Origin of the sequence: Sorangium sp. KYC3313 (assembly GCF_052075895.1) — a bacterium.
Classification (GTDB): domain Bacteria; phylum Myxococcota_A; class Polyangia; order Polyangiales; family Polyangiaceae; genus Sorangium; species Sorangium cellulosum_B.
The window spans coordinates 8883050-8900180 of sequence record NZ_CP197255.1 but is presented as its reverse complement, the minus strand read 5'-3'; the positions used below and the strand labels follow the sequence as shown (position 1 = coordinate 8900180).

The 17131-nt window shown below is 72.5% G+C and carries 16 protein-coding genes; 6 read left to right on the top strand and 10 right to left on the bottom strand.

The annotated features are described in order from the left end of the window. The first annotated feature begins 71 nt into the window (after window positions 1–71). A complete protein-coding gene (locus ACSRUE_RS33765) occupies window positions 72–2327 on the top strand; it encodes an MYXO-CTERM sorting domain-containing protein (protein ID WP_441287188.1) in 2256 nt (751 codons plus the stop codon). A 153-nt stretch (window positions 2328–2480) separates the two neighbouring features. On the opposite strand, the gene ACSRUE_RS33760 is transcribed toward ACSRUE_RS33765, so the two are convergent. From ACSRUE_RS33760 to ACSRUE_RS33730, 7 genes are all read right to left on the bottom strand, one after another. Further along, window positions 2481–2975 (bottom strand): hypothetical protein, encoded by a 495-nt coding sequence (locus ACSRUE_RS33760; protein ID WP_441287187.1) that lies wholly within the window; start codon window positions 2973–2975, stop codon window positions 2481–2483. Window positions 2976–3019: 44 nt separating this feature from the next. Beyond that, window positions 3020–3676 (bottom strand): CDP-diacylglycerol--glycerol-3-phosphate 3-phosphatidyltransferase, encoded by a 657-nt coding sequence (pgsA, locus tag ACSRUE_RS33755; RefSeq protein WP_437768326.1) that lies wholly within the window; start codon window positions 3674–3676, stop codon window positions 3020–3022. Continuing rightward, window positions 3666–5339 (bottom strand): tetratricopeptide repeat protein, encoded by a 1674-nt coding sequence (locus ACSRUE_RS33750; protein ID WP_441287186.1) that lies wholly within the window; start codon window positions 5337–5339, stop codon window positions 3666–3668. The genes pgsA and ACSRUE_RS33750 overlap by 11 nt, the downstream gene beginning before the upstream one ends. Before the next feature lie 37 nt (window positions 5340–5376). Further along, window positions 5377–6102 (bottom strand): 1-(5-phosphoribosyl)-5-[(5-phosphoribosylamino)methylideneamino]imidazole-4-carboxamide isomerase, encoded by a 726-nt coding sequence (gene hisA, locus ACSRUE_RS33745; protein WP_437768324.1) that lies wholly within the window; start codon window positions 6100–6102, stop codon window positions 5377–5379. Window positions 6103–6176: 74 nt separating this feature from the next. Beyond that, a complete protein-coding gene (locus ACSRUE_RS33740) occupies window positions 6177–7148 on the bottom strand; it encodes a hypothetical protein (protein WP_441287185.1) in 972 nt (323 codons plus the stop codon). Between the two features lie 97 nt (window positions 7149–7245). Further along, window positions 7246–8820, bottom strand: coding sequence for a serine/threonine-protein kinase (locus ACSRUE_RS33735; protein WP_441287184.1), 1575 nt, complete (start codon window positions 8818–8820; stop codon window positions 7246–7248). Between the two features lie 112 nt (window positions 8821–8932). Then, window positions 8933–10042, bottom strand: coding sequence for a formylglycine-generating enzyme family protein (locus ACSRUE_RS33730; RefSeq protein ID WP_441287183.1), 1110 nt, complete (start codon window positions 10040–10042; stop codon window positions 8933–8935). Between the two features lie 324 nt (window positions 10043–10366). Here ACSRUE_RS33730 and ACSRUE_RS33725 point away from each other — a divergent pair, with 324 nt between their 5' ends. The 4 genes from ACSRUE_RS33725 to ACSRUE_RS33710 all read left to right on the top strand — a co-directional run bounded on the left by ACSRUE_RS33725 (window position 10367) and on the right by ACSRUE_RS33710 (window position 13800). Beyond that, complete coding sequence (locus ACSRUE_RS33725) at window positions 10367–11221, top strand: SIR2 family NAD-dependent protein deacylase (protein ID WP_437768320.1); 855 nt, start codon at window positions 10367–10369, stop codon at window positions 11219–11221. Between the two features lie 5 nt (window positions 11222–11226). Beyond that, a complete protein-coding gene (locus ACSRUE_RS33720) occupies window positions 11227–11775 on the top strand; it encodes a non-canonical purine NTP pyrophosphatase (RefSeq protein WP_441287182.1) in 549 nt (182 codons plus the stop codon). A 204-nt stretch (window positions 11776–11979) separates the two neighbouring features. Continuing rightward, the gene (locus ACSRUE_RS33715; protein ID WP_441287181.1) at window positions 11980–13017 is read left to right on the top strand and encodes an aldo/keto reductase; all 1038 of its coding nucleotides are present in this window, start codon (window positions 11980–11982) and stop codon (window positions 13015–13017) included. Between the two features lie 108 nt (window positions 13018–13125). Continuing rightward, window positions 13126–13800 carry an HAD-IB family phosphatase gene (locus tag ACSRUE_RS33710; RefSeq protein ID WP_441287180.1) on the top strand — a complete coding sequence of 225 codons (675 nt, stop codon included), beginning with the start codon at window positions 13126–13128 and terminating at the stop codon, window positions 13798–13800. A 73-nt stretch (window positions 13801–13873) separates the two neighbouring features. Here ACSRUE_RS33710 and ACSRUE_RS33705 read toward each other — a convergent pair whose 3' ends face one another. After that, the gene (locus tag ACSRUE_RS33705) at window positions 13874–14350 is read right to left on the bottom strand and encodes a pyridoxamine 5'-phosphate oxidase family protein (protein WP_441287179.1); all 477 of its coding nucleotides are present in this window, start codon (window positions 14348–14350) and stop codon (window positions 13874–13876) included. Between the two features lie 419 nt (window positions 14351–14769). Between ACSRUE_RS33705 and ACSRUE_RS33700 the strand changes: the two genes are divergently transcribed. Beyond that, window positions 14770–15708, top strand: a complete 939-nt coding sequence (locus ACSRUE_RS33700) for a sensor histidine kinase (protein ID WP_441287178.1) — start codon at window positions 14770–14772, stop codon at window positions 15706–15708. Window positions 15709–15720: 12 nt separating this feature from the next. On the opposite strand, the gene hisH is transcribed toward ACSRUE_RS33700, so the two are convergent. Both hisH and hisB read right to left on the bottom strand, forming a co-directional pair. Then, window positions 15721–16398: an imidazole glycerol phosphate synthase subunit HisH gene (gene hisH, locus ACSRUE_RS33695; protein WP_441287177.1), complete on the bottom strand. Its 678-nt coding sequence runs from the start codon at window positions 16396–16398 to the stop codon at window positions 15721–15723. A 3-nt stretch (window positions 16399–16401) separates the two neighbouring features. Next, complete coding sequence (gene hisB / locus ACSRUE_RS33690; protein ID WP_441287176.1) at window positions 16402–16989, bottom strand: imidazoleglycerol-phosphate dehydratase HisB; 588 nt, start codon at window positions 16987–16989, stop codon at window positions 16402–16404. Window positions 16990–17131 lie beyond the last annotated feature (142 nt).

Genomic DNA, 17131 nt, shown 5'->3' with positions numbered 1-17131 from the left:
CGGCCCTGCCGCGCCTCACGCGAGCGCTGCTTGCAGAAAGCCAGCAGAAATTCAGCCGGAGAGATGAACCCATGAGACGACTGCCGCTCTTGCTTCCGTTGACCGCACTCGCAGCCTTGGCCGCTGCGGGGCCCGCCGCCGCGTCGGAGTGGCACACGCTACGGCAGGGCTCGCCAGGAGCGGCGCTGTCCTTCCGCGGCACGGATGGCGCGCGGGGCGCGGCGGAGGCGGCTCTGAAGCACGCCGCTTCAGACCTCCGCCTCCAGGGCGTCTCGCTGCGTTACCAGAGCGAGCTCGTGGACGGCGATCACCGCACTGTCCGGTTTGCGCAGGTCCACGCCGGACTGCCCGTGCTCGGCGCCGCGGTGGCGATCGATCTCACCCGGGACAACCGCGCGGAGGTCGTGGTGCTCGACGTGGCGCGGGGCTTGTCGGTCGCGACGACGCCGACTCATGTGGAGGAGGCCGCGCGGCGCGCGGTCGAGGCGACCTACGGGATGACGCTCGCGGAGCGGCCGAGCGCGGCGCTCGCGGTGTTTCCCGAGGCGGAGACGGGCGGCAAGCTCGTCTGGGTCGTCGATGTCCGGTCGGATCGCGGCGGGGAGCGCTACCTCGTCGACGCGCACGCCGGCAAGGTCGTCCACAGGCGCTCGCTGGCCGTGCACGCGCGAGGGCGCGTTTACCCCATCAGCTCGGCGGTCACGCCCGAGGTCCAGGATCTCGAGCTCAGCAGCCTCGACGCGGCGGACCCCCAGACCTTGAGCGGCTGGAACGGCAACTTCAAGGTGGTGAATTACGTGGATGGCAACCTCACCGCCGGTGTCCCGCTCACCCTGGAGCAGAGCGTCGGGCCGAACGCGGGGGAGGACTTCCTCTACGACCCGCCCACGAGCGCGGAGGATGCGCACGACCAGTTCGCGCAGGTCGGCATCTATTACCACCTCACCCGGATGCGCGATTACTTCGTGTCGACCCACCAGATCGACATGGGGGCGCCTGGCTGGAAGCTCGTCGCGGTCGCCAACATGCTGGAGGCGGGCCGGCCGATGGACAACGCCTTCTTCTCGGGAGAGGGCGTGGGCGAGCCCTTCAGCGCGCCGAACCTCATCGCCATCGGCCAGGGCTCGTTCTTCGACTTCTCGGACGACTCCGACGTGTTCCTCCACGAGTTCACCCATTACGTCTCCGCCAACGCGGTCGGCTACAATGGGGGCCAGTTCGCGATCAACGAATATGGCCTCTCCCCCTGGGCCGGCAGCATCGATGAGGGCATCGCGGACTATTTCGCCTGCACCGTGAACGGCGACTCCACGCTCGGCGAGGCGACGCTGGCGCCCTTCGGCATGGCGCGCGACCTCGCGAAGGACACCAAGACGTGCCCCGGCGATCTGGTGGGCGAGGTGCACGAGGACGGCGAGCTGATCGGCAGCCTCGCGTGGTCGTTGCGCGAGAAATTCGGGGCCAAGGTGGGTGACAAGCTCGTCTGGGGCACCGTGACGCTGCTGACCCCCAACGCCTCGTTCGGCGATTTCGCCAAGGCGCTGAAGAGGGCGACCGGCAAGCTGGTGACCGCCGGCGAGCTCACGGAGGCGGACGCCGGCGCCGTCGACGCGCTGATCGAGAGCCGGGGACTCGACGACTGCGAGGAGGTGCTCGATCTGAGCGGGGGCAAGTCGCAGACGACCAACATGTTCGGGATCGACTCGCTGGTCTTCGGCTCGGGGGCGTCGTGCGCGGATTACCGCTCGCAGCTCAGCCTGCAGAGCCTCTTTCACTTCAAGAGCAAGCCGGATCGGGCCGCGAAGGGCGTCCGCTTCACCGTGGAGCTCGAGCCCGACCGCGGCAACGACGTCGAGTGGAGCATCTACGTGAGGGCCGGCCGGCACGTCGGCTTCACGCTGGGCGAGATCCTGCCGGAGGCCACGAACTACGATTACAGCGTCGAGGGGATCACGGAGACGAGCGGTGAGCTCGTCATCGACGAGACCTCCGATCCGCCGTTCGATCCCACGCGGACGTACTACCTGGTGATCGGTCACAAGAACTGTCCGTCCTCGTCCGTGACGGTGGAGAGCGACGATCTCGGGGTGGAGCCGCCGGTCGATCCGACGGAGCCCGTCGAGCCGGAGCCCGCCGGCTCCACGGGCGGCGCGACGCCGGATCCGACCGATCCGGTCGAGGATCCCGAGCCGGAGGTCGTGGGGTGCGCTTGCCGCGCCGGCGAGCCGAGCGCGCCCGTCGCGCCGTGGACGGCGCTCGCCGGGGTCGCGCTCGCCGGAGCTGCCGTGCTCAGGCGGCGTGCGCGTGCGCGTCGCGCGCTGGGCTGAAGTGACGGCCTGAGGGCCTGAGGCTGCTGGCGTCGCGCGGCGCGGCGCATCGACGCGCGCCGCCGTGGCGTCTGCCCTCCACGCAAGCGCGAGGCGTGGAGCGCTCGCGCCTGTCGCTTCTGTGGGTGGGATGCGGGGGCTGTCTTCGCTGCGCTAGCGCCCGCCCGCGCCGCCGGTGGCACCCGCGCCGCCGGTGCCGCCCGCGCCGCCGGTGCCGCCACCCGCGCCGCCGGTGCCGCCACCCGCGCCGCCCCCGCCTCCGCCGGTACCACCGGCGCCACCCGTACCGCCCCCGCTTCCGCCCTCGCCTGTACCGCCGCCCCCGGCCGTTCCGTTGCCGCCGGTGCCACCGCCGCTGCCGCCGGTGCCACCGCCGCTGCCGCCCGTGCCGCTCGTCGTCGGATTCTGGTTGGGATCGCAGACCTGCGTGATCACATCCGGTCTGCAGCAACGATGTTGTTGCTGCTGCTGACCGATGCCCATGCACTCGAGGCCATCGGCGCAGTCATCGTTGCCGTTCGCGATTTCGCAGGGCTCGCCCTCTTGCTGCCGGCTGCAGCTCGCGGCGGAGGCGACGAGCGCCGCGGCGAGCGCGGCCAGGAGGAGCGCGGGGCGCAAGGCGTTGCGCGATGTCTTCGGGGCTTTCACGCGCGCTGGTCTAGCAGAACCAGGCGGGCTTGCCTATTGCCCATCTACTGCGGAGGGGCCGGCCGGTTCTTGGCGTCGATGGCGTCGATGAACAGGCCCATGTACTGCGCGGCGCTCGTGATCGAGAAGACGAGCGATAGATAGATGAGCAGCCGTCCGACGTGCACCACGTCGACCTCTCCGAAGTCGACGCCGAGGTGGATGTGGTACGGGTAGCCGAGGATCAGGCAGACGATCCCGATCATCTGCAGCGCTGTCTTGATCTTCCCGCCGTCGCCCGCCGCGATGACGAGCCCCTCGGTCGAGGCGATGGAGCGGAGCGCCGTGATCGTGATCTCGCGCGAGATGAGCAGCACCACCGCCCACGCCGGGATCCGGCCCATCGGCACGAGCCACACGAGCGTCGCGGCCACGATGAGCTTGTCGGCGAGCGGATCGAGGAACTTGCCGAGCACGCTCACGAGGCCCTGCCGCCGCGCCAGGTAGCCGTCGAGCATGTCGGTGATCGCCGCGAGCGAGTAGACGCCCGCGGCCCAGAAGCAGTCCCGCGGCGCGCCCCTCGACAGCAGCAAGAGGACGGCCGGGATCATGAGGATCCGGGCGAACGTGAGCAGGTTCGGGAGGTTCCGCGCGTCTTCCCAGAGCGTGCGCCGCCGCTGCGCCTTGATGCCCCGCAGGGACGTGCCCGCGCTAGCGACCATCGACCAGAACCATCCCCTCTCCGCCGAACGTCACGAAGCCCTGTATCCCTCCGGGCGCCTCGGAGGCGGGCAGCGTGCGCGGCAGGAGCCGGCCCATCCACCCGAGCACCGCGGTCGCGCGCATCGACGTCGGCCGCGACGGGGTGATCTCCAGCGCGGCGGCGCGCTCGGGCACCGACAGGACCATGTGGCCGCGGCCGCGGAGCTGCACCATCGCGATCGCCTCGCCCTCGCCGGCCGGCAGGCGGCCGTTCTCGTAGCCGATCGGCAGATCGAAGCCGGCGAGGACGTCCTCGCGCAGGTAGATGGACTCTTCCCCGAGCGTCACCGGGTGGAGCCGCCGCCCCTCCGGCGCGCCGAGCACGAGCTCGCAGCGCCCGCCGATCTCGATGAAGGGCGTGCTCGGCCCGCCGAGCGGCTCGTCGAAGATGCGCCCGCGCGCCTGCCGCTTCAGCACGTGCGTGGCGGTCCCGGAGTGCACGCTCATGGTGCGCAGCGCGTCGAGCCGGGCGACGAAGCCCTTCGACGACTGCACGAGCACGACGCCGGTCGGGTGCCGCGTGACCGCGGCCTCGCGCGGGAAGACCAGCAGCCGCTCGCGCGCGAGCGCCGAGAGCGTCTCCAGCGGCGGCGGCGCGGCCGGCGGCGGCGCGGCCGGCGCCGCCGTGGGAGGCGGCAGCGAGGACGACGACGGCCGCCCCGCCGCCTTCTTGCTCGCCGCCGCCGCGTCCGCCGCCGCGGGGACGGCGATCGCGAAGCGGCCCGTCGCGGAGGGCTCCTCGGGCGCCACCGTGCTGCGGCGCACGGTCGGGGCCACGCCCCCTCCCAGCGGCGCCTGCACCGCCGGCATCGACGGGACCGTCGGCGCCGCGCCGACCCTCGGACCGGGAGCCTTGCCCGCGCCGGGCGGGCTCGTCGCGCCCCCCGCGCGGCCGTCCGCCCCGAGGCTCTTGAACGACGGCGGCGCCGGGATGGTCGGCATCGTCTCGCGGCCAGGCTCGATGGCCGACCATGTCCCTGACGGGATGCGCGGCAGATCCGAGTCGTGCCGGAAGCCCGCGCTGACGCGATCGAGCGCCTGCACCGCCTCGCCTGCGGCGCGCTGCACCTCGGCCTTGGCCTCGATCGGCGGCTGATCCTCGGTGTCGGGCGGCTCCATCGCGTAGCGGCTCGCGGCGCCGCTCGTCATGTCGAGCAGGCGGCGCGCCATCGCGTCGTGGCCGCCCGCCGCGAACGCGTGGCTCGCGCGCTCGTAGTCGCCCATGCGCTGGAACGCGAGCCCCAGGTAGCCCCACGCGCGCTGGTGCTTCGGGTTCTGCTCGAGCGCCTTCTCGAGCTCGGCCCGCGCCTGCGCCGGCTGCCCGGTCTTGAGGTACGAGAGCGCGAGGTTGATGCGCGGCTCGACCGCATCCGGGTGGGCCTGGATCAACCGCTCATAGATCGCGATCGCCCGCGGATAGAGCCCCAGCCGGAAGTAGACGATCCCGAGCAGGTCTTGCCCCTTGGGATCGCTCGGCTGGAGCGACAGCGCGCGCTCGAGCTCTGCCTTCGCGGCGTGGACCCGGTTGTCCTGCAGGAGCTCGCTGCCCCGGTGCAGGTGGAACAGGAACTCCTCCGCCGCGACTTCGCGTGTGGAGGGCCGTGGGTCGTCGCGCTCGTGCATTGTCGGGGGGATCGTACACGAAAACCCACACACGCCGTCAGGCGCTCGCCGCCTCGATCGCCTCGGCGAGCGTGAAGGCCCCCTCGTAGAGCGCGCGGCCCACGATGACGCCGCTGACGCCGGGGATCTGCGCGAGCGCGCGCAGGTGAGCGAGCGATCCGACGCCGCCGGAGGCCAGGACGGGGAAGCCGCACGCGGCGGCGAGCTCGCGGGTGGCTTCCAGGTTGGGGCCGACCTGCGTGCCGTCGCGGGAGACGTCGGTGTAGAGGAGCGCCGCGACGGGGGCGCCGGCGAGCGCGCGGGCGACGTCGAGGGCGGTGACGGAGGAGACCTGCTCCCAGCCCTGCACGGCCACGCGCCCGTCCTTGGCGTCGACGGCGACCACGACGCGCCCCGGGAAGCGGCCGGCGAGGTCGCGCACGAGCGCGGGGTCGTTCACCGCGGCGGTCCCGAGCACGATGCGATCGGCGCCCAGCGCGAGGTAGCTCTCGGCCGCGGCGGCGGAGCGGATGCCGCCGCCCACCTGCACGCTGCCGCCCTCCGCGCCGAAGGCCGCGATGACGGCGCGGACGGCGTCGGCCTGGACGGGCAGGCCGGCGCGGGCCCCTTCCAGGTCGACCACGTGCAGCCGAGCGCAGGCGCGGCGGAGGCGCGCGGCGAGCGCCGCCGGGTCCTGGTCGTAGACGGTGACCTGATCGTAGCGCCCTTGATGGAGGCGCACGGCCTGGCCTCCGAGGAGATCGATGGCGGGGATGAGCTGCACGCGGCGGGTCTAGCGCGCCTCCGCGCCGGCGGGTAGAGGCGGCGAGGGCGGCGACGGCCCGCGGCGCCGCCGCGTCACCACGACCCGCTCGCCCCGAGCACGACCCCCTCCGGGCCTGCCGCGAGCACCCCTGCGCGGATCCGCCTTGACGGCGCGCCGGCGGTCATGTCGCTCTGCTTCGGCTCGGTCAGGTAGAGGACCGCCGCCGCCCCGAGCCCGGCCAGCCCCACGCCGAAGCCGATCGTGCTCACGAGCCCTGTGGTGCTCGCGCTCTCCGCCGCGTCCAGGCCCGTCGGGTCGCAGGCCGTCGGGTCGCTCAGGCCGATCCCGCTGCCGCAGTGGTCGCGGACGGCGCTCTTCTTGCCGAGCGTGAGCGCGCCCGTCACCCCGCCGAGCACGAGCCCCGCGACGCCGACGCCGCCGGCCGCGTAGACGGCCGCCCGCCGGCCTGAAAGGCCCTCGGCGGACGGCGCCGGCGCGCTGCTCACCCGCAGCTCGACGCGCTTCTTCTCGCCGTGAGCGAGGTGGATCCGCGTCTCCTGGACAGGCCCTCCCGGCGCCTGCGTCGACACGACGTGCTCTCCCGGATCCACCGGCACGCTCGCGCCCAGCGCGGCGCTGTCCACCGCGCGGCCGTCGCGCTTCACCGCCGTCCCCGCGGGGGCTCCGGGCGGGAGGGAGAGCGCGAGCTCCGGCACGAGCGGGGCCAGCTTCTCGCGCTCCTCCTTGGCGACCTTGGGCCGCTCGCCTTGCCGGCGCTTCTGCTCCGGCGTCAGCTGCTCGTGGAGCGCGAGGTACTCCCCGAAGTGCGCGAACGCGCTCGCGACGCGGCCCCACCTCGACTCGCAGACGGCCAGCGTGAAGAGCGCCCCCGGCTTGGGCTCGATCCGATGGCTCTCGGCGATCGCGTCGCAGCCCGTCTCGTACCGGCCCGCCTCCATCTCGGCGAGGCCCCGGTCGAAGAGGGCCTCCGCGGCCGCGCTGTCCTGCGCCGCGGCGGGCGTCGCGGCGGCGAGCGGCCAGAGGACGAGAGCGAGAGGAGCCATCCGGCGCAGGCGACGTGTCATGTTCTGGGGCATCCACGGGCGAAGGTGTCAACCGCTGCCGGCGAGGGTCGGACCGGCGGCGCGGCGGACATCGGTCTCAATCTCGTCCGAGCAAAGGGACTTTGGGGCGAGCGGCGGCGCCTGTTCGCCCGGTCGAAGCGGGCCTCGGCGTCGCCTTCGGGGGAGCGCCCGCCGCCCCGCGCGCGGCCGGCCTCGCGCTGGTCGCGGGCTGGGTGGGCTCCGCGGCGAGCGCTGGCGCGGAGGCGCTGGGCGGCGGCGCGGGCGGCGCTGCCGGCGGCGTCGCGCTCGGCGCAGCGGTGGCTGCGGCGCTCGCCGAGGCGGCGTCCGGCGCAGCGGTGGCTGCGGCGCTCGCCGAGGCGGCGTCCGGCGCAGGGGCCGAAGGCGGCGCGGCCACGGCCGGATCGGCCTGGGTCCCGGCGTGGATCAGGAGCCAGGTCCCTGCGCCAAGCACCCCGAGCCCGAGGACGACCGCGGCGGCGACGAGCGGGGCTCGGTTTGGCGCGATCGGCGTGATGTTCCCTGAAGGGACGGACGTCACCGACGTCTCCATGGTCGCCGCGAGGGGCGCGACCGGGGAGCGAGACGGGTGCTCCGGCCCCATCGGGCCGACGCTCGTCGCCACCGGCGGCATGATCGAGGGCGCGGTGAGCGCGGGCGCGGCGAGCGCGGTGAGCGCGGGCGCCGGCGTGGCGAGCGCGTGCGCCGCGGGGCTCGCCAGGGCCCAGGGCGGCGTGGTCGGGCGGGGCGAACGCCCGCTGCTGGCCGGGGCGAGGCCGAGCAGCTCGGAGAGCGCCTGCGCCGCATCGCTCGCGAGGCGGAACCGCGCCGCTGGATCGACGGCCGTGGCCCGAGCGAACCAGCCATCGAAGCCCTGCGGCAGCACCACCCGCTGCGACATCGCCCGGTGGACCGGCGGCTCCTGCGGCCCCTGGACGGCCACGAGCGCGAACGCGATCACGTCGTTCGCGCTGAGCGCCTCCGGGCTCCAGTACGGCGCCCCCACGAGCAGCGTGTACGCGATCATCCCGAGCGCGTAGACGTCGACGGCGCTGGTGAGCTTCGTGTCGGTGCGGAACTGCTCGGGCGCCATGTAGATGGGCGTCCCGAGGCTCCGCGTGATGCCGGCCGCCGTCCCGCCCTCGGCGAGCAGCTTCGCCACGCCGAAGTCGAGGATCTTCATGCGGGGCGTCCCGTCGTCCCGCTGGGTGACGAACAGGTTCTCCGGCTTGAGATCCCGGTGGATGATGGACGCCGCGTGGGTCCGGTCGAGGGCCGACGCGGTCTGCTGGAGGTACGTCGCGACCTCGCCGGGAGGCAGCCTGCCGAGGCGCTTGAGGCGCTGGCCGAGCTCCTCGCCGCGGAGCAGCTCCATCACGAGGAACGGCATGCCTGTCGCCTCGTCGATGCCCGCGTCGAAGACGTCGACGATGTACTCGCTCTCGATGTCCGCCGTGATCTGCGCTTCGCGCTTGAAGCGGCTGCGCATCTCCTCGCTCTGGAAGAGGTACGCGTGCATCACCTTCAGCGCCCGGCGGCGGTTCGTCTCGATGTGCACCACCTCGTAGACGGACCCCATCGCGCCCACGGCGAGGAGGCGCGCCACGCGATAGCGGTGCGCGAAGATCGTTCCGTCCGCGAGCGTGCCCGACACGGCGGGAGGGTCGCGCGCGGCGGCTGTCGCGTCAAGGTTCCAGGGACCCCCGAAGGGCGGCGCGCGCCGCGCGGAGCGGCGGCCGCGACGCCGCGATGCCCAGCTGCGCGCATCACCGCGCTCGTGCGCACCGCAGCCCCGCGCCGGCGAAGTGGCCCTCCGGCGGGCGCTCCTGGAAGGCGGAGGTGCGCAATGTCTCCTTCCCGCTGCGCCAGCCCCCGCCCCAGATCATGTGGTTCGTGTCGGGGGTGAGGACGGCGCAGTCATCGCACGCGATCGGGTCGTCCGCCGCGAACGAATCCAGCACCCACTCCCACACGTTTCCCCCCAGATCCGCGTGTCCCCACCGCCCGTCGCCCCGCGGCGACCTCGACCCGCCCGGCTGGAGGTCCGCGATCTCGCACGACCCGTCGAGGCCGCAACCGTACACCGCGTAGCTCTCGTCGGGCTCCGGCGCGCTCTCCGGGCTCGACCATGGATACGCGCGCTGCTCGTCCCCGCCGGCGGCCGCGTGGCGCCGCTCTGCTGACGTGGGCAGCCGGCCGCCGTCCCACGCGCAGAACGCGAACGCCACGTACCAGCTCACGCAGGCCACGGGCAGGAGCTCGTGCTCGCCCACCTCGTCGGTCCATGAAAAATAGGGATCCTCGCAGTGCAGCGACGCCGACAGCGCCGCCCGGTCCACGGGCAAGTTGGCGTCCCACGCGGCGCGCCACCCGCTGTCCGGAATCTTCGGGTGCGCTCCTGCCCCCACCACGGGCCAGCTCGCCGGGTACTCCGACAGGAACGCGCGGAACCGCCCCACCGTCACCTCGAACCGATCCAGCCGGAAGTCGCTCACCGTCGCCAGGCGCGGCTCGGCGTCGCCCCGATCGAACGTGCCTCCGGGCACCGCCAGGCTCCCGCAGCAGCCCTCGTCTCCGCGCGGCCCGCAGATCGCGTCCATCTTGGCGCAGCTCCGGGGGACGACGCAGCGCCCGCCGTCACACAGGGGCGCCTCCGCCGGGCACTCGGCTTCCTCCTGCCACGCTCCGGCCTCGTCGCACGTCTGCGGCCTGTTCTGCGCGCACCGCACCTCCTCCGGCGCGCACGTCTCGGCGCCGCCTCCGCTTCCGCCGTCCGCCAGGTGGTACGGCTTGTCCACGCCCGCGATCGCCGTGCAGCCCCCGATCACGAGGCATGCCCCCGTCCACGTCGCCACGGCAGACGCTGCGATCTGCATCAGCGCCGCGCTCCGAGGCGCTCGACCGGCGCGGACCGCACCGCGCGCAGCGGACGCCAGGCGGCCATTTCAAGGATCTCCATGCGCGGGATTCTACTGACATTTCGCCTCGCGAGAGGGCCCGCTCGACGCCGCTCTGCCGCCGTGGGGAGCGAGGTGCGACCGGCGCCCTCCTCCGCAGCGCCGAGCTCTGCCGCGTGCGTCCCGCTGCATCGCGGCTTCTGTCCGTGCGCGCCCGGCCGCCATCCGCTCGGGGCGAGGCGTTCCGGCCCGGCGGGCGCTGGTTGCGCGAGGTCGTCGGGCAGATACCATCGCTCGCTGAAGATGGCTGTACTCACGCTCGAGCAAGCGGCGATCCCGCTCCGGCAGGCGTACCGGGAACGTCGCCTCATTCCCTTTCTGGGCGCGGGCTTCTCTGCCCCGCTCCGGCTGCCGATGTGGAAGGAGCTGATGGGGTGGATGGGCGCCGCGCTCGGGTTCGAGCCAGCGCTCTTCGAGCTGCACGGCCTGCCCCCGCAGCTCGCCGGCTTCTTCGCCCGCGAGTGCGCGGGCGGCCTCGACAGCTTCATCGCCGAGATGCGCGCGCGCTTCCACGCGCGCGAGGTCGACGAGCGGCGCAGGAGCTCGTGCCAGCACAAGGCCCTGGCGCGCCGCGACTTCTCGACCATCTACACGACCAACTTCGAGCACCACATCGAGGAGGCGCTGCGGGACGCAGGAAAAGAGGCCGTGGCGCTCGCCAGGTTCGACGACTTCGCGCGGTGCCCGGCGCAGGGGGCGTGCCACGTCATCAAGTTTCATGGAGATCTCGACTGGCCCGAGACGGTGGTGCTCACCGAATCGCAGTACTTCAGCCGCCTCCGGCTCGAGGCGGCGCCCGATCAGCGCCTGCGGGCCGATCTGCTCAGCAACAGCTTCCTCTTCCTCGGCTACAGCTTCGGCGACGTCGACATCCGGTACATCTGGTACCGCATGGAGCAGATGCGCATCGAGGGCAGCCCGCAGCTCGCGAGGCGCGCGTCGAACCGCCGCGGTTACTGGGCGACCTTCGGCGCCGGGCTCGTCCAGCCGGCGCTGCTCGAGGACTGGCACATCGACGTGATCGAGCTCGACCCGAACGACAAGACGAAGAGCGTCGTGGCCCTGCTCGACGCTCTGGACGGGCGAGGGGACGGGTGAGGGCGATGGTCACGGTCTATTTCGTCTCCTCGAACCACCGCAAGCTCGCGGACATGACCTATGTATGGAAGGACGCCCCGACGCCGCTCCGCGTCCTCCGGCTCGACGTGCCCCAGATCCTCTCCTCGGATCTCGACACCGTCGTACGCGAGGAGGCCCTCGCCGCCTACCGGCTCTCCCTCGTGCCGCTCTTCGTCGAGCACGGCGGCCTCTTCATCGAGCACCTGAACGGCTTCCCGGGCCCGCTCGTGATGCCGTTCTGGGAGCGGCTGCAGGACCGGATTTGCTCCCTCATCCCACCGGGGCAGTCGCGCGCGGCGCACGTGGTCCAGAAGGTGTGTTATTGCGACGGCCGGACGCTGCGTGTCTACACGGGCAGCGTCCCCGGCGAGATCGCCGTCGAGCAGCGGGGAGACGAGGGCATCCACTGGGAGCCGATGTTCATCCCGGCCGGGCACACCCGCACGCTCGGGCAGATGCCTCGTGACGAGCGCCTCCGGTGCTCTGCGAGCGCGGAGGCGCTGCGGGCGTTCCGGTTCGATCTCGGGCTGTGATCGCGGAGCGCGCCAGACGGGCCGTGCTGGCGGGCCGCTGCGGCGCTCCCTGCAGCGCCGCGCGCTGGCCACGGCGGTGCTTGACTTCCGGATCGCTTTGGAGTTCCTACCCCTCCACGACCGCGGCAAGGGGGCGAGAGCCTGATGTCCGGCGCTCCTCCCCCTGCGCTCAGAGGTTGTCCCCATTTGGCGCGGAGGCGATTCATGGAGTTCAGGCAGCTCGGCGGGTCAGGGTTCAAGGTACCGGTGCTGAGCCTCGGGACGGGGACGTTCGGTGGCTCCAACGAGTTCTTCCGGGGGTGGGGCGCGAGCGACGTGGCCGAGGCGACCCGGCTGGTCGACGTCTCGCTCGAGGCCGGGATGAACATGTTCGACTCGGCCGACATCTACTCCGACGGGCTCGCCGAGGAGATCCTCGGCCACGCGATCAAGGGCAGGCGCGACAAGGTCATCCTCTCCACCAAGGCGACGTTCCGGAGCGGCAAGGGCCCCAACGACGTCGGCTCGTCGCGGTACCACCTGATCCGGTCGATCGAGGGGAGCCTGCGCCGGCTGCAGACGGATTACATCGATCTCTTTCAGCTGCACGGCTTCGACGCGGTCACGCCGCTCGAGGAGACGCTCGGCACGCTGGACGATCTCGTGCGAGCGGGGAAGATCCGCTACCTCGGGTGTTCGAACTTCTCCGGCTGGCACCTGATGAAGTCGCTCGCGGTGTCGGAGAAATATGGCCTCTCCCGGTACGTGGCGCACCAGGCGTATTATTCGCTGGTGGCGCGCGACTACGAGTGGGAGCTGATGCCGCTGGCGCTCGATCAGAAGGTCGGCGCGGTGGTCTGGAGCCCGCTGGGCTGGGGGCGGCTCACGGGGAAGATCCGGCGCGGGCAGCCGTTGCCGGAGGTCAGCCGGCTCCGGAACAAGCTGTCTGTCGAGGGGGGCCCGCAGATCGACGACGAGTACCTCTATCGTGTGGTCGACGCGCTCGACGAGGTGGCGAAGGAGACGGGCAAGACCGTCCCGCAGATCGCGCTCAACTGGCTGCTGCAGCGGCCGAGCGTCGCGAACGTGATCGTCGGCGCTCGTAACGAGGAGCAGCTCCGACAGAACCTCGGGGCCGTCGGCTGGAACCTCGCGCCGGAGCACATCGCGAAGCTGGATGCTGCGAGCAAGGCGAAGCTGCCCTATCCCTACTTTCACCAGACCGGGTTCAGCGAGCGCAACCCGTTCCCTGTCGCGCTGTGACGGCCGCGGCCCCTGGCGCGATCGGCGGCCGCGGTCATGGACGGGCGCTGGTCGGCTCAGGGCAGCACGGCGGTGGCGTCCGGCGTGGCGGCGTGCAAATGAGCGGTCGTGCTCATTCTTTGCGACTTCGACGGCACCATCACCTGCGACGACCTGACGAATCGGATCTGGGACGCCCACCTTCGCTATGACTGGCGGCAGGTGCTGCTCGCGCCTGCCGCCCGCGGCGAGATCACGCCGTTCGAGCTCCTCCGCCGCGGCTACGCCGACGTGGATCGCCCGGCCGCCGAGCTCCTCGCCGCGCTGCGCCCGCACGCCGAGCTGCGGTCGGGCTTCGGGGATCTTCTGGCCCTGTGCGCCCGCCGCGCGTGGGAGTTCCACGTGATCAGCCACGGCCTGCCGTTCTACATCCGCGAGTTCCTGCCGCCGGGCACCGCGTTCTCTTGCTTCGATGCGGTCTTCGATGGGCGCTGGCGCGTGACCGTGCCCGAGACGGTGCCGCTCGGCCCCGGCGAGGACTTCAAGATCCGCGTGCTCGACCAGCTGAAGGCGGCCACCGGCGAGACCTCCACGGTCTACATCGGCGACGGCCGGCTGGACTACCCCGCGGCGCGGCGCTGCGATCGCGTGTTCGCGGTGCGGGACAGCGCCCTCGACGTGCTCTGCTCCCGCGACGGGATACCGTGCACACCCTTTGACGGCTTTGCCGAGATCTGCGCGGCGCTCGAGAGCAGCGCCCCTGGCGGGGAGCGCGCGGCCGACGCCACGCCGCCGCCTGGCTGATCCATCCGAGGTTCCAAGGGCCCTCTCGCTCCGGGTCACGCCTGCTCGATCGCCGCCGCAGGCGCGGCGCGGCTCAGATGTGCTTCGGCGGGTTCAGCTTGTCTTCCGCCGACCGCCGCTGGACGAGCGCCTTGGCCTTCTCGTAGAGGACCCGCAGCCGCCCGCCCTCGGGCTCCCAGTACTCGGCGCGCTCGACATAGAGCTTCAGGAGGGCGGCGTGCGGGTGGGTGGGGCCGGCCGGCAGCCACGCCTTCCACGAGGGCTTCCAGAGGCTCCGGATCTTCTCCTCGTCCCTCTCGATCGTCGCGCGCGCCGAGATCGAGATGTACGCGCGATCCCGCGGCCTGTAGCAGCAGACGGCCACCTGGTGCTCGCGGGCGATCTCGCCTGTCTTCGCCGCCTCGTCCTCCGTCACGAACCAGAGATCGCAATCCATCAGCTCGGCCGGCTCCTGGATCTCCATCGGTCGCCCCCGCATCAGCCCTTCCGGCGTCATCGTGACGAGCATGGCGGTGTCGAACTCCCTGAGGAGCGCGTGCAGCTCGCTCATGGATCCGCGTACCTGAGCCCTGGCCCCCGGCTCCATACTCCGGTGTTGCTCTCCACTCTGGTGTTGCTCTCCACTCTGGTGTTGCTCTCCACTCTGGTGTTGCATGCGGACAAAGCTGCTCCGCGGACCCTGCCCCGCAAGCAGGGGCGCACCCTGACCCGTGTACCGCAGCGGCCTGGCGGCGCTCCGGCGTGACCCGAGGCGCCGCCCGCTGCAGAACGGCCCAGGCGGCTCGGCTCACCTTCGCTGGTTTTTTGCGCAGTGGACGGCGCGATGCGACGCCTTGACGCGCGTCCGCTCGGCAGATGGGGCGCTCTCCTGCCGCCAGAAGTGGCAATCTGCGGGCCATCCTGGGGCGGCACACTCCGTGCTTTCGCGGGCGCGGAGGCACACCACAACTCCGCCCAGCAGGCTCTGCCATGACCGCGTTTTTGGACGACTTCGACCCTCCTCTCCCCGCTGTCCCGATCCGCGACGACACCGCCCGGATCCGGGAGGATTTCCTCGTGCTCGCCGCGCACGAGATCAGGACGCCCGTGACATCGCTCCTCCTGCAGCTCCAGCTGACGAAGCGGATGAGCCAGCAGGAGCCGGAGAAGACCCCGGCGTGGGCGGCGGCGATGTTGATCGTCTTCGACCGTCAGCTCGGCCGTCTCGCCCGGCTCTGCGACGACATGTTCCAGGCGAGGCACGGCGGCCTGGCCCGCGGCGCCCCGGCGCGCGAGCCGGTCGATCTCGTCGGGCTCATCCGCGAGGTGATCTCGACGGCGGTCGCGCACCGGCCGGCCGCGTGCGGCGTCATCTCGGTCGCGGCCGAGGGCCCGGTGATCGGCTGGTGGGACCGGTCTCACCTCGAGCGCATGGCGTTCCACCTGATCAAGAACGCGCTCACCTTCGGCGAGGGCAAGCCGATTTCTATCGAGGTGCGCGCGACGCGCGCGCGGGCGCGGCTCATCGTGCGCGACCGCGGCATGGGGATCGCGCGGGAGGACCAGGCGCGGATCTTCGCGCGCTTCGAGCGGGCCGTCCCGGTGGAGCGCTTCGGCGGCCTGGGGCTCGGCCTGTACATCGCGCACGTCGCGGCGCGCGCGCACGGCGGCGCGATCCGGGTCGAGAGCGAGCTCGGCTGCGGCGCGGCCTTCATCGTCGATCTCCCGCTCGCCCCGCGGCGGCCGCAGCGGGGGAGGGCGGCGCGGCGCTCCTCGCCGATCTCCGCGCCGGTTCCCCCCTCGCGCCCGCGCCGGGCGCGGCGCGGGCGAGGCGTGGGCGCGGCGCGCGCGCCCGAGCTTCCCCTGGGCGCGCACCTCAAGCTCGCGCAGGTCAAGCAGGTGCACCAGCGCCTGCTGCGCCCGCACTGACGCGCGGGCGGGTCAGCCGTTCAGGAAGCGGGCGAGCAGGCGCAGGCCGGCGGCCTGGCTCTTCTCGGGGTGGAACTGCGTCGCTGTGACGTTGTCCCGCTCGATCGCGGCGGTGATGCGGTGCGGGCCGTGCTCCGTCGTCGCCGCGACAAGCGCGGGGTCGAGCGGGACGGCGTGGTAGCTGTGGACGAAGTAGACGAAGGGGCGCTCGCCCGCGAACACCGCGAGCGGGCCCCGCACCTCGCGCGCGAACGCGATGCGGTTCCAGCCCATGTGGGGGATCTTGATCCCGACCCAGGGCTCGCCGGGAGCCGCGTCCGCTCCGGCCGCGCTCGGCTGCGGGGTGAGGCGCTCGACGGTGCCGGGGAACACGCCGAGCCCGCGCGCGCCCTCCGCCTCCTCGCTCCCGTCGAAGAGCGCCTGCATGCCGAGGCAGATGCCGAGGTAGGGCGTCCCCTTCCGGATCTGCCCGCGCAGCGCCTCGCCGATGCCGCGCTGCAGCGCCGCGGCGCAGTCGCGGAACGCGCCCTGGCCGGGCACCACCACCTTGTCGGCCCGGCCGATGATCTCCGGGTCGCCCGTGCGCGTCACCGCGCACGGCGCGCCGGCGTCCTCGGCGGCCTTCTGGAGCGCCCGCTCCACGGAGCGCAGGTTGCCCATCCCGAAATCGACGAGCGCGACGGCTTGCATGGCTCAGAGGCTCCCCTTGGTGGACGGGATGCCGGCGACGCGCGGCTCGATCCGGGTCGCCTTCATCAGCGCCTTGGCGAACGACTTGAAGCAGATCTCGACGATGTGGTGCAGGTTGTCCCCCTCGATGAGGCGGACGTGGAGGTTCGCGCCGACGCCGCGCGCGAAGCCCTCGAAGAACACCGGGGCGAGCTCGACGTCCCAGGTGCCGAGCTTCGCCTTGGGCAGCGGCACGCGCCAGACGAAGTAGGGCCTGCCGGAGAGGTCCAGCGCGCACTGCGCGAGCGCCTCATCCATGGGGAGCGTCGCCTCGCCGTAGCGGGCGATGCCCGCCTTGTCGCCGAGCGCCTTCTGCACGGCCGTGCCGAGGGTGATGCCGCAGTCCTCGGTCGTGTGGTGGCCGTCGATCTCGACGTCGCCCTCGGCGAGGATCGCGAGATCGAACAGGCCGTGGCGGGCGATCTGATCGAGCATGTGCGTGAGGAAGGGGAGCGGCGTCTTGATCTCCGAGCGGCCCTGGCCGTCGAGATCGATCTCGATGCGGATGTCGGTCTCGCGCGTCTTGCGCTCGACGTTGGCGATGCGGGGCATGGCGCGTAGGGTAGTCGCCCTCGGCGGCAAGGGAAGCGGCGTGATCCCGATGACGTGACGGGGCGACCCGGCAATGGCCTTGGACGCGAGCGCCGGATCGCATAAGGTGGCCCCCTGGATAACGTGGCGGTGGTGGCGCCCT

What these genes read in the sequence shown, in the direction of transcription:
- ACSRUE_RS33765 (WP_441287188.1), top strand. Translation starts at nt 72, where the DNA reads ATGAGACGACTGCCGCTCTTGCTTCCGTTGACCGCACTCGCAGCCTTG.
- pgsA (WP_437768326.1), bottom strand. Translation starts at nt 3,676, where the DNA reads ATGGTCGCTAGCGCGGGCACGTCCCTGCGGGGCATCAAGGCGCAGCGG.
- ACSRUE_RS33750 (WP_441287186.1), bottom strand. Translation starts at nt 5,339, where the DNA reads ATGCACGAGCGCGACGACCCACGGCCCTCCACACGCGAAGTCGCGGCG.
- ACSRUE_RS33740 (WP_441287185.1), bottom strand. Translation starts at nt 7,148, where the DNA reads ATGGCTCCTCTCGCTCTCGTCCTCTGGCCGCTCGCCGCCGCGACGCCC.
- ACSRUE_RS33730 (WP_441287183.1), bottom strand. Translation starts at nt 10,042, where the DNA reads ATGCAGATCGCAGCGTCTGCCGTGGCGACGTGGACGGGGGCATGCCTC.
- ACSRUE_RS33725 (WP_437768320.1), top strand. Translation starts at nt 10,367, where the DNA reads ATGGCTGTACTCACGCTCGAGCAAGCGGCGATCCCGCTCCGGCAGGCG.
- ACSRUE_RS33720 (WP_441287182.1), top strand. Translation starts at nt 11,227, where the DNA reads ATGGTCACGGTCTATTTCGTCTCCTCGAACCACCGCAAGCTCGCGGAC.
- ACSRUE_RS33715 (WP_441287181.1), top strand. Translation starts at nt 11,980, where the DNA reads ATGGAGTTCAGGCAGCTCGGCGGGTCAGGGTTCAAGGTACCGGTGCTG.
- ACSRUE_RS33705 (WP_441287179.1), bottom strand. Translation starts at nt 14,350, where the DNA reads ATGAGCGAGCTGCACGCGCTCCTCAGGGAGTTCGACACCGCCATGCTC.
- ACSRUE_RS33700 (WP_441287178.1), top strand. Translation starts at nt 14,770, where the DNA reads ATGACCGCGTTTTTGGACGACTTCGACCCTCCTCTCCCCGCTGTCCCG.
- hisH (WP_441287177.1), bottom strand. Translation starts at nt 16,398, where the DNA reads ATGCAAGCCGTCGCGCTCGTCGATTTCGGGATGGGCAACCTGCGCTCC.
- hisB (WP_441287176.1), bottom strand. Translation starts at nt 16,989, where the DNA reads ATGCCCCGCATCGCCAACGTCGAGCGCAAGACGCGCGAGACCGACATC.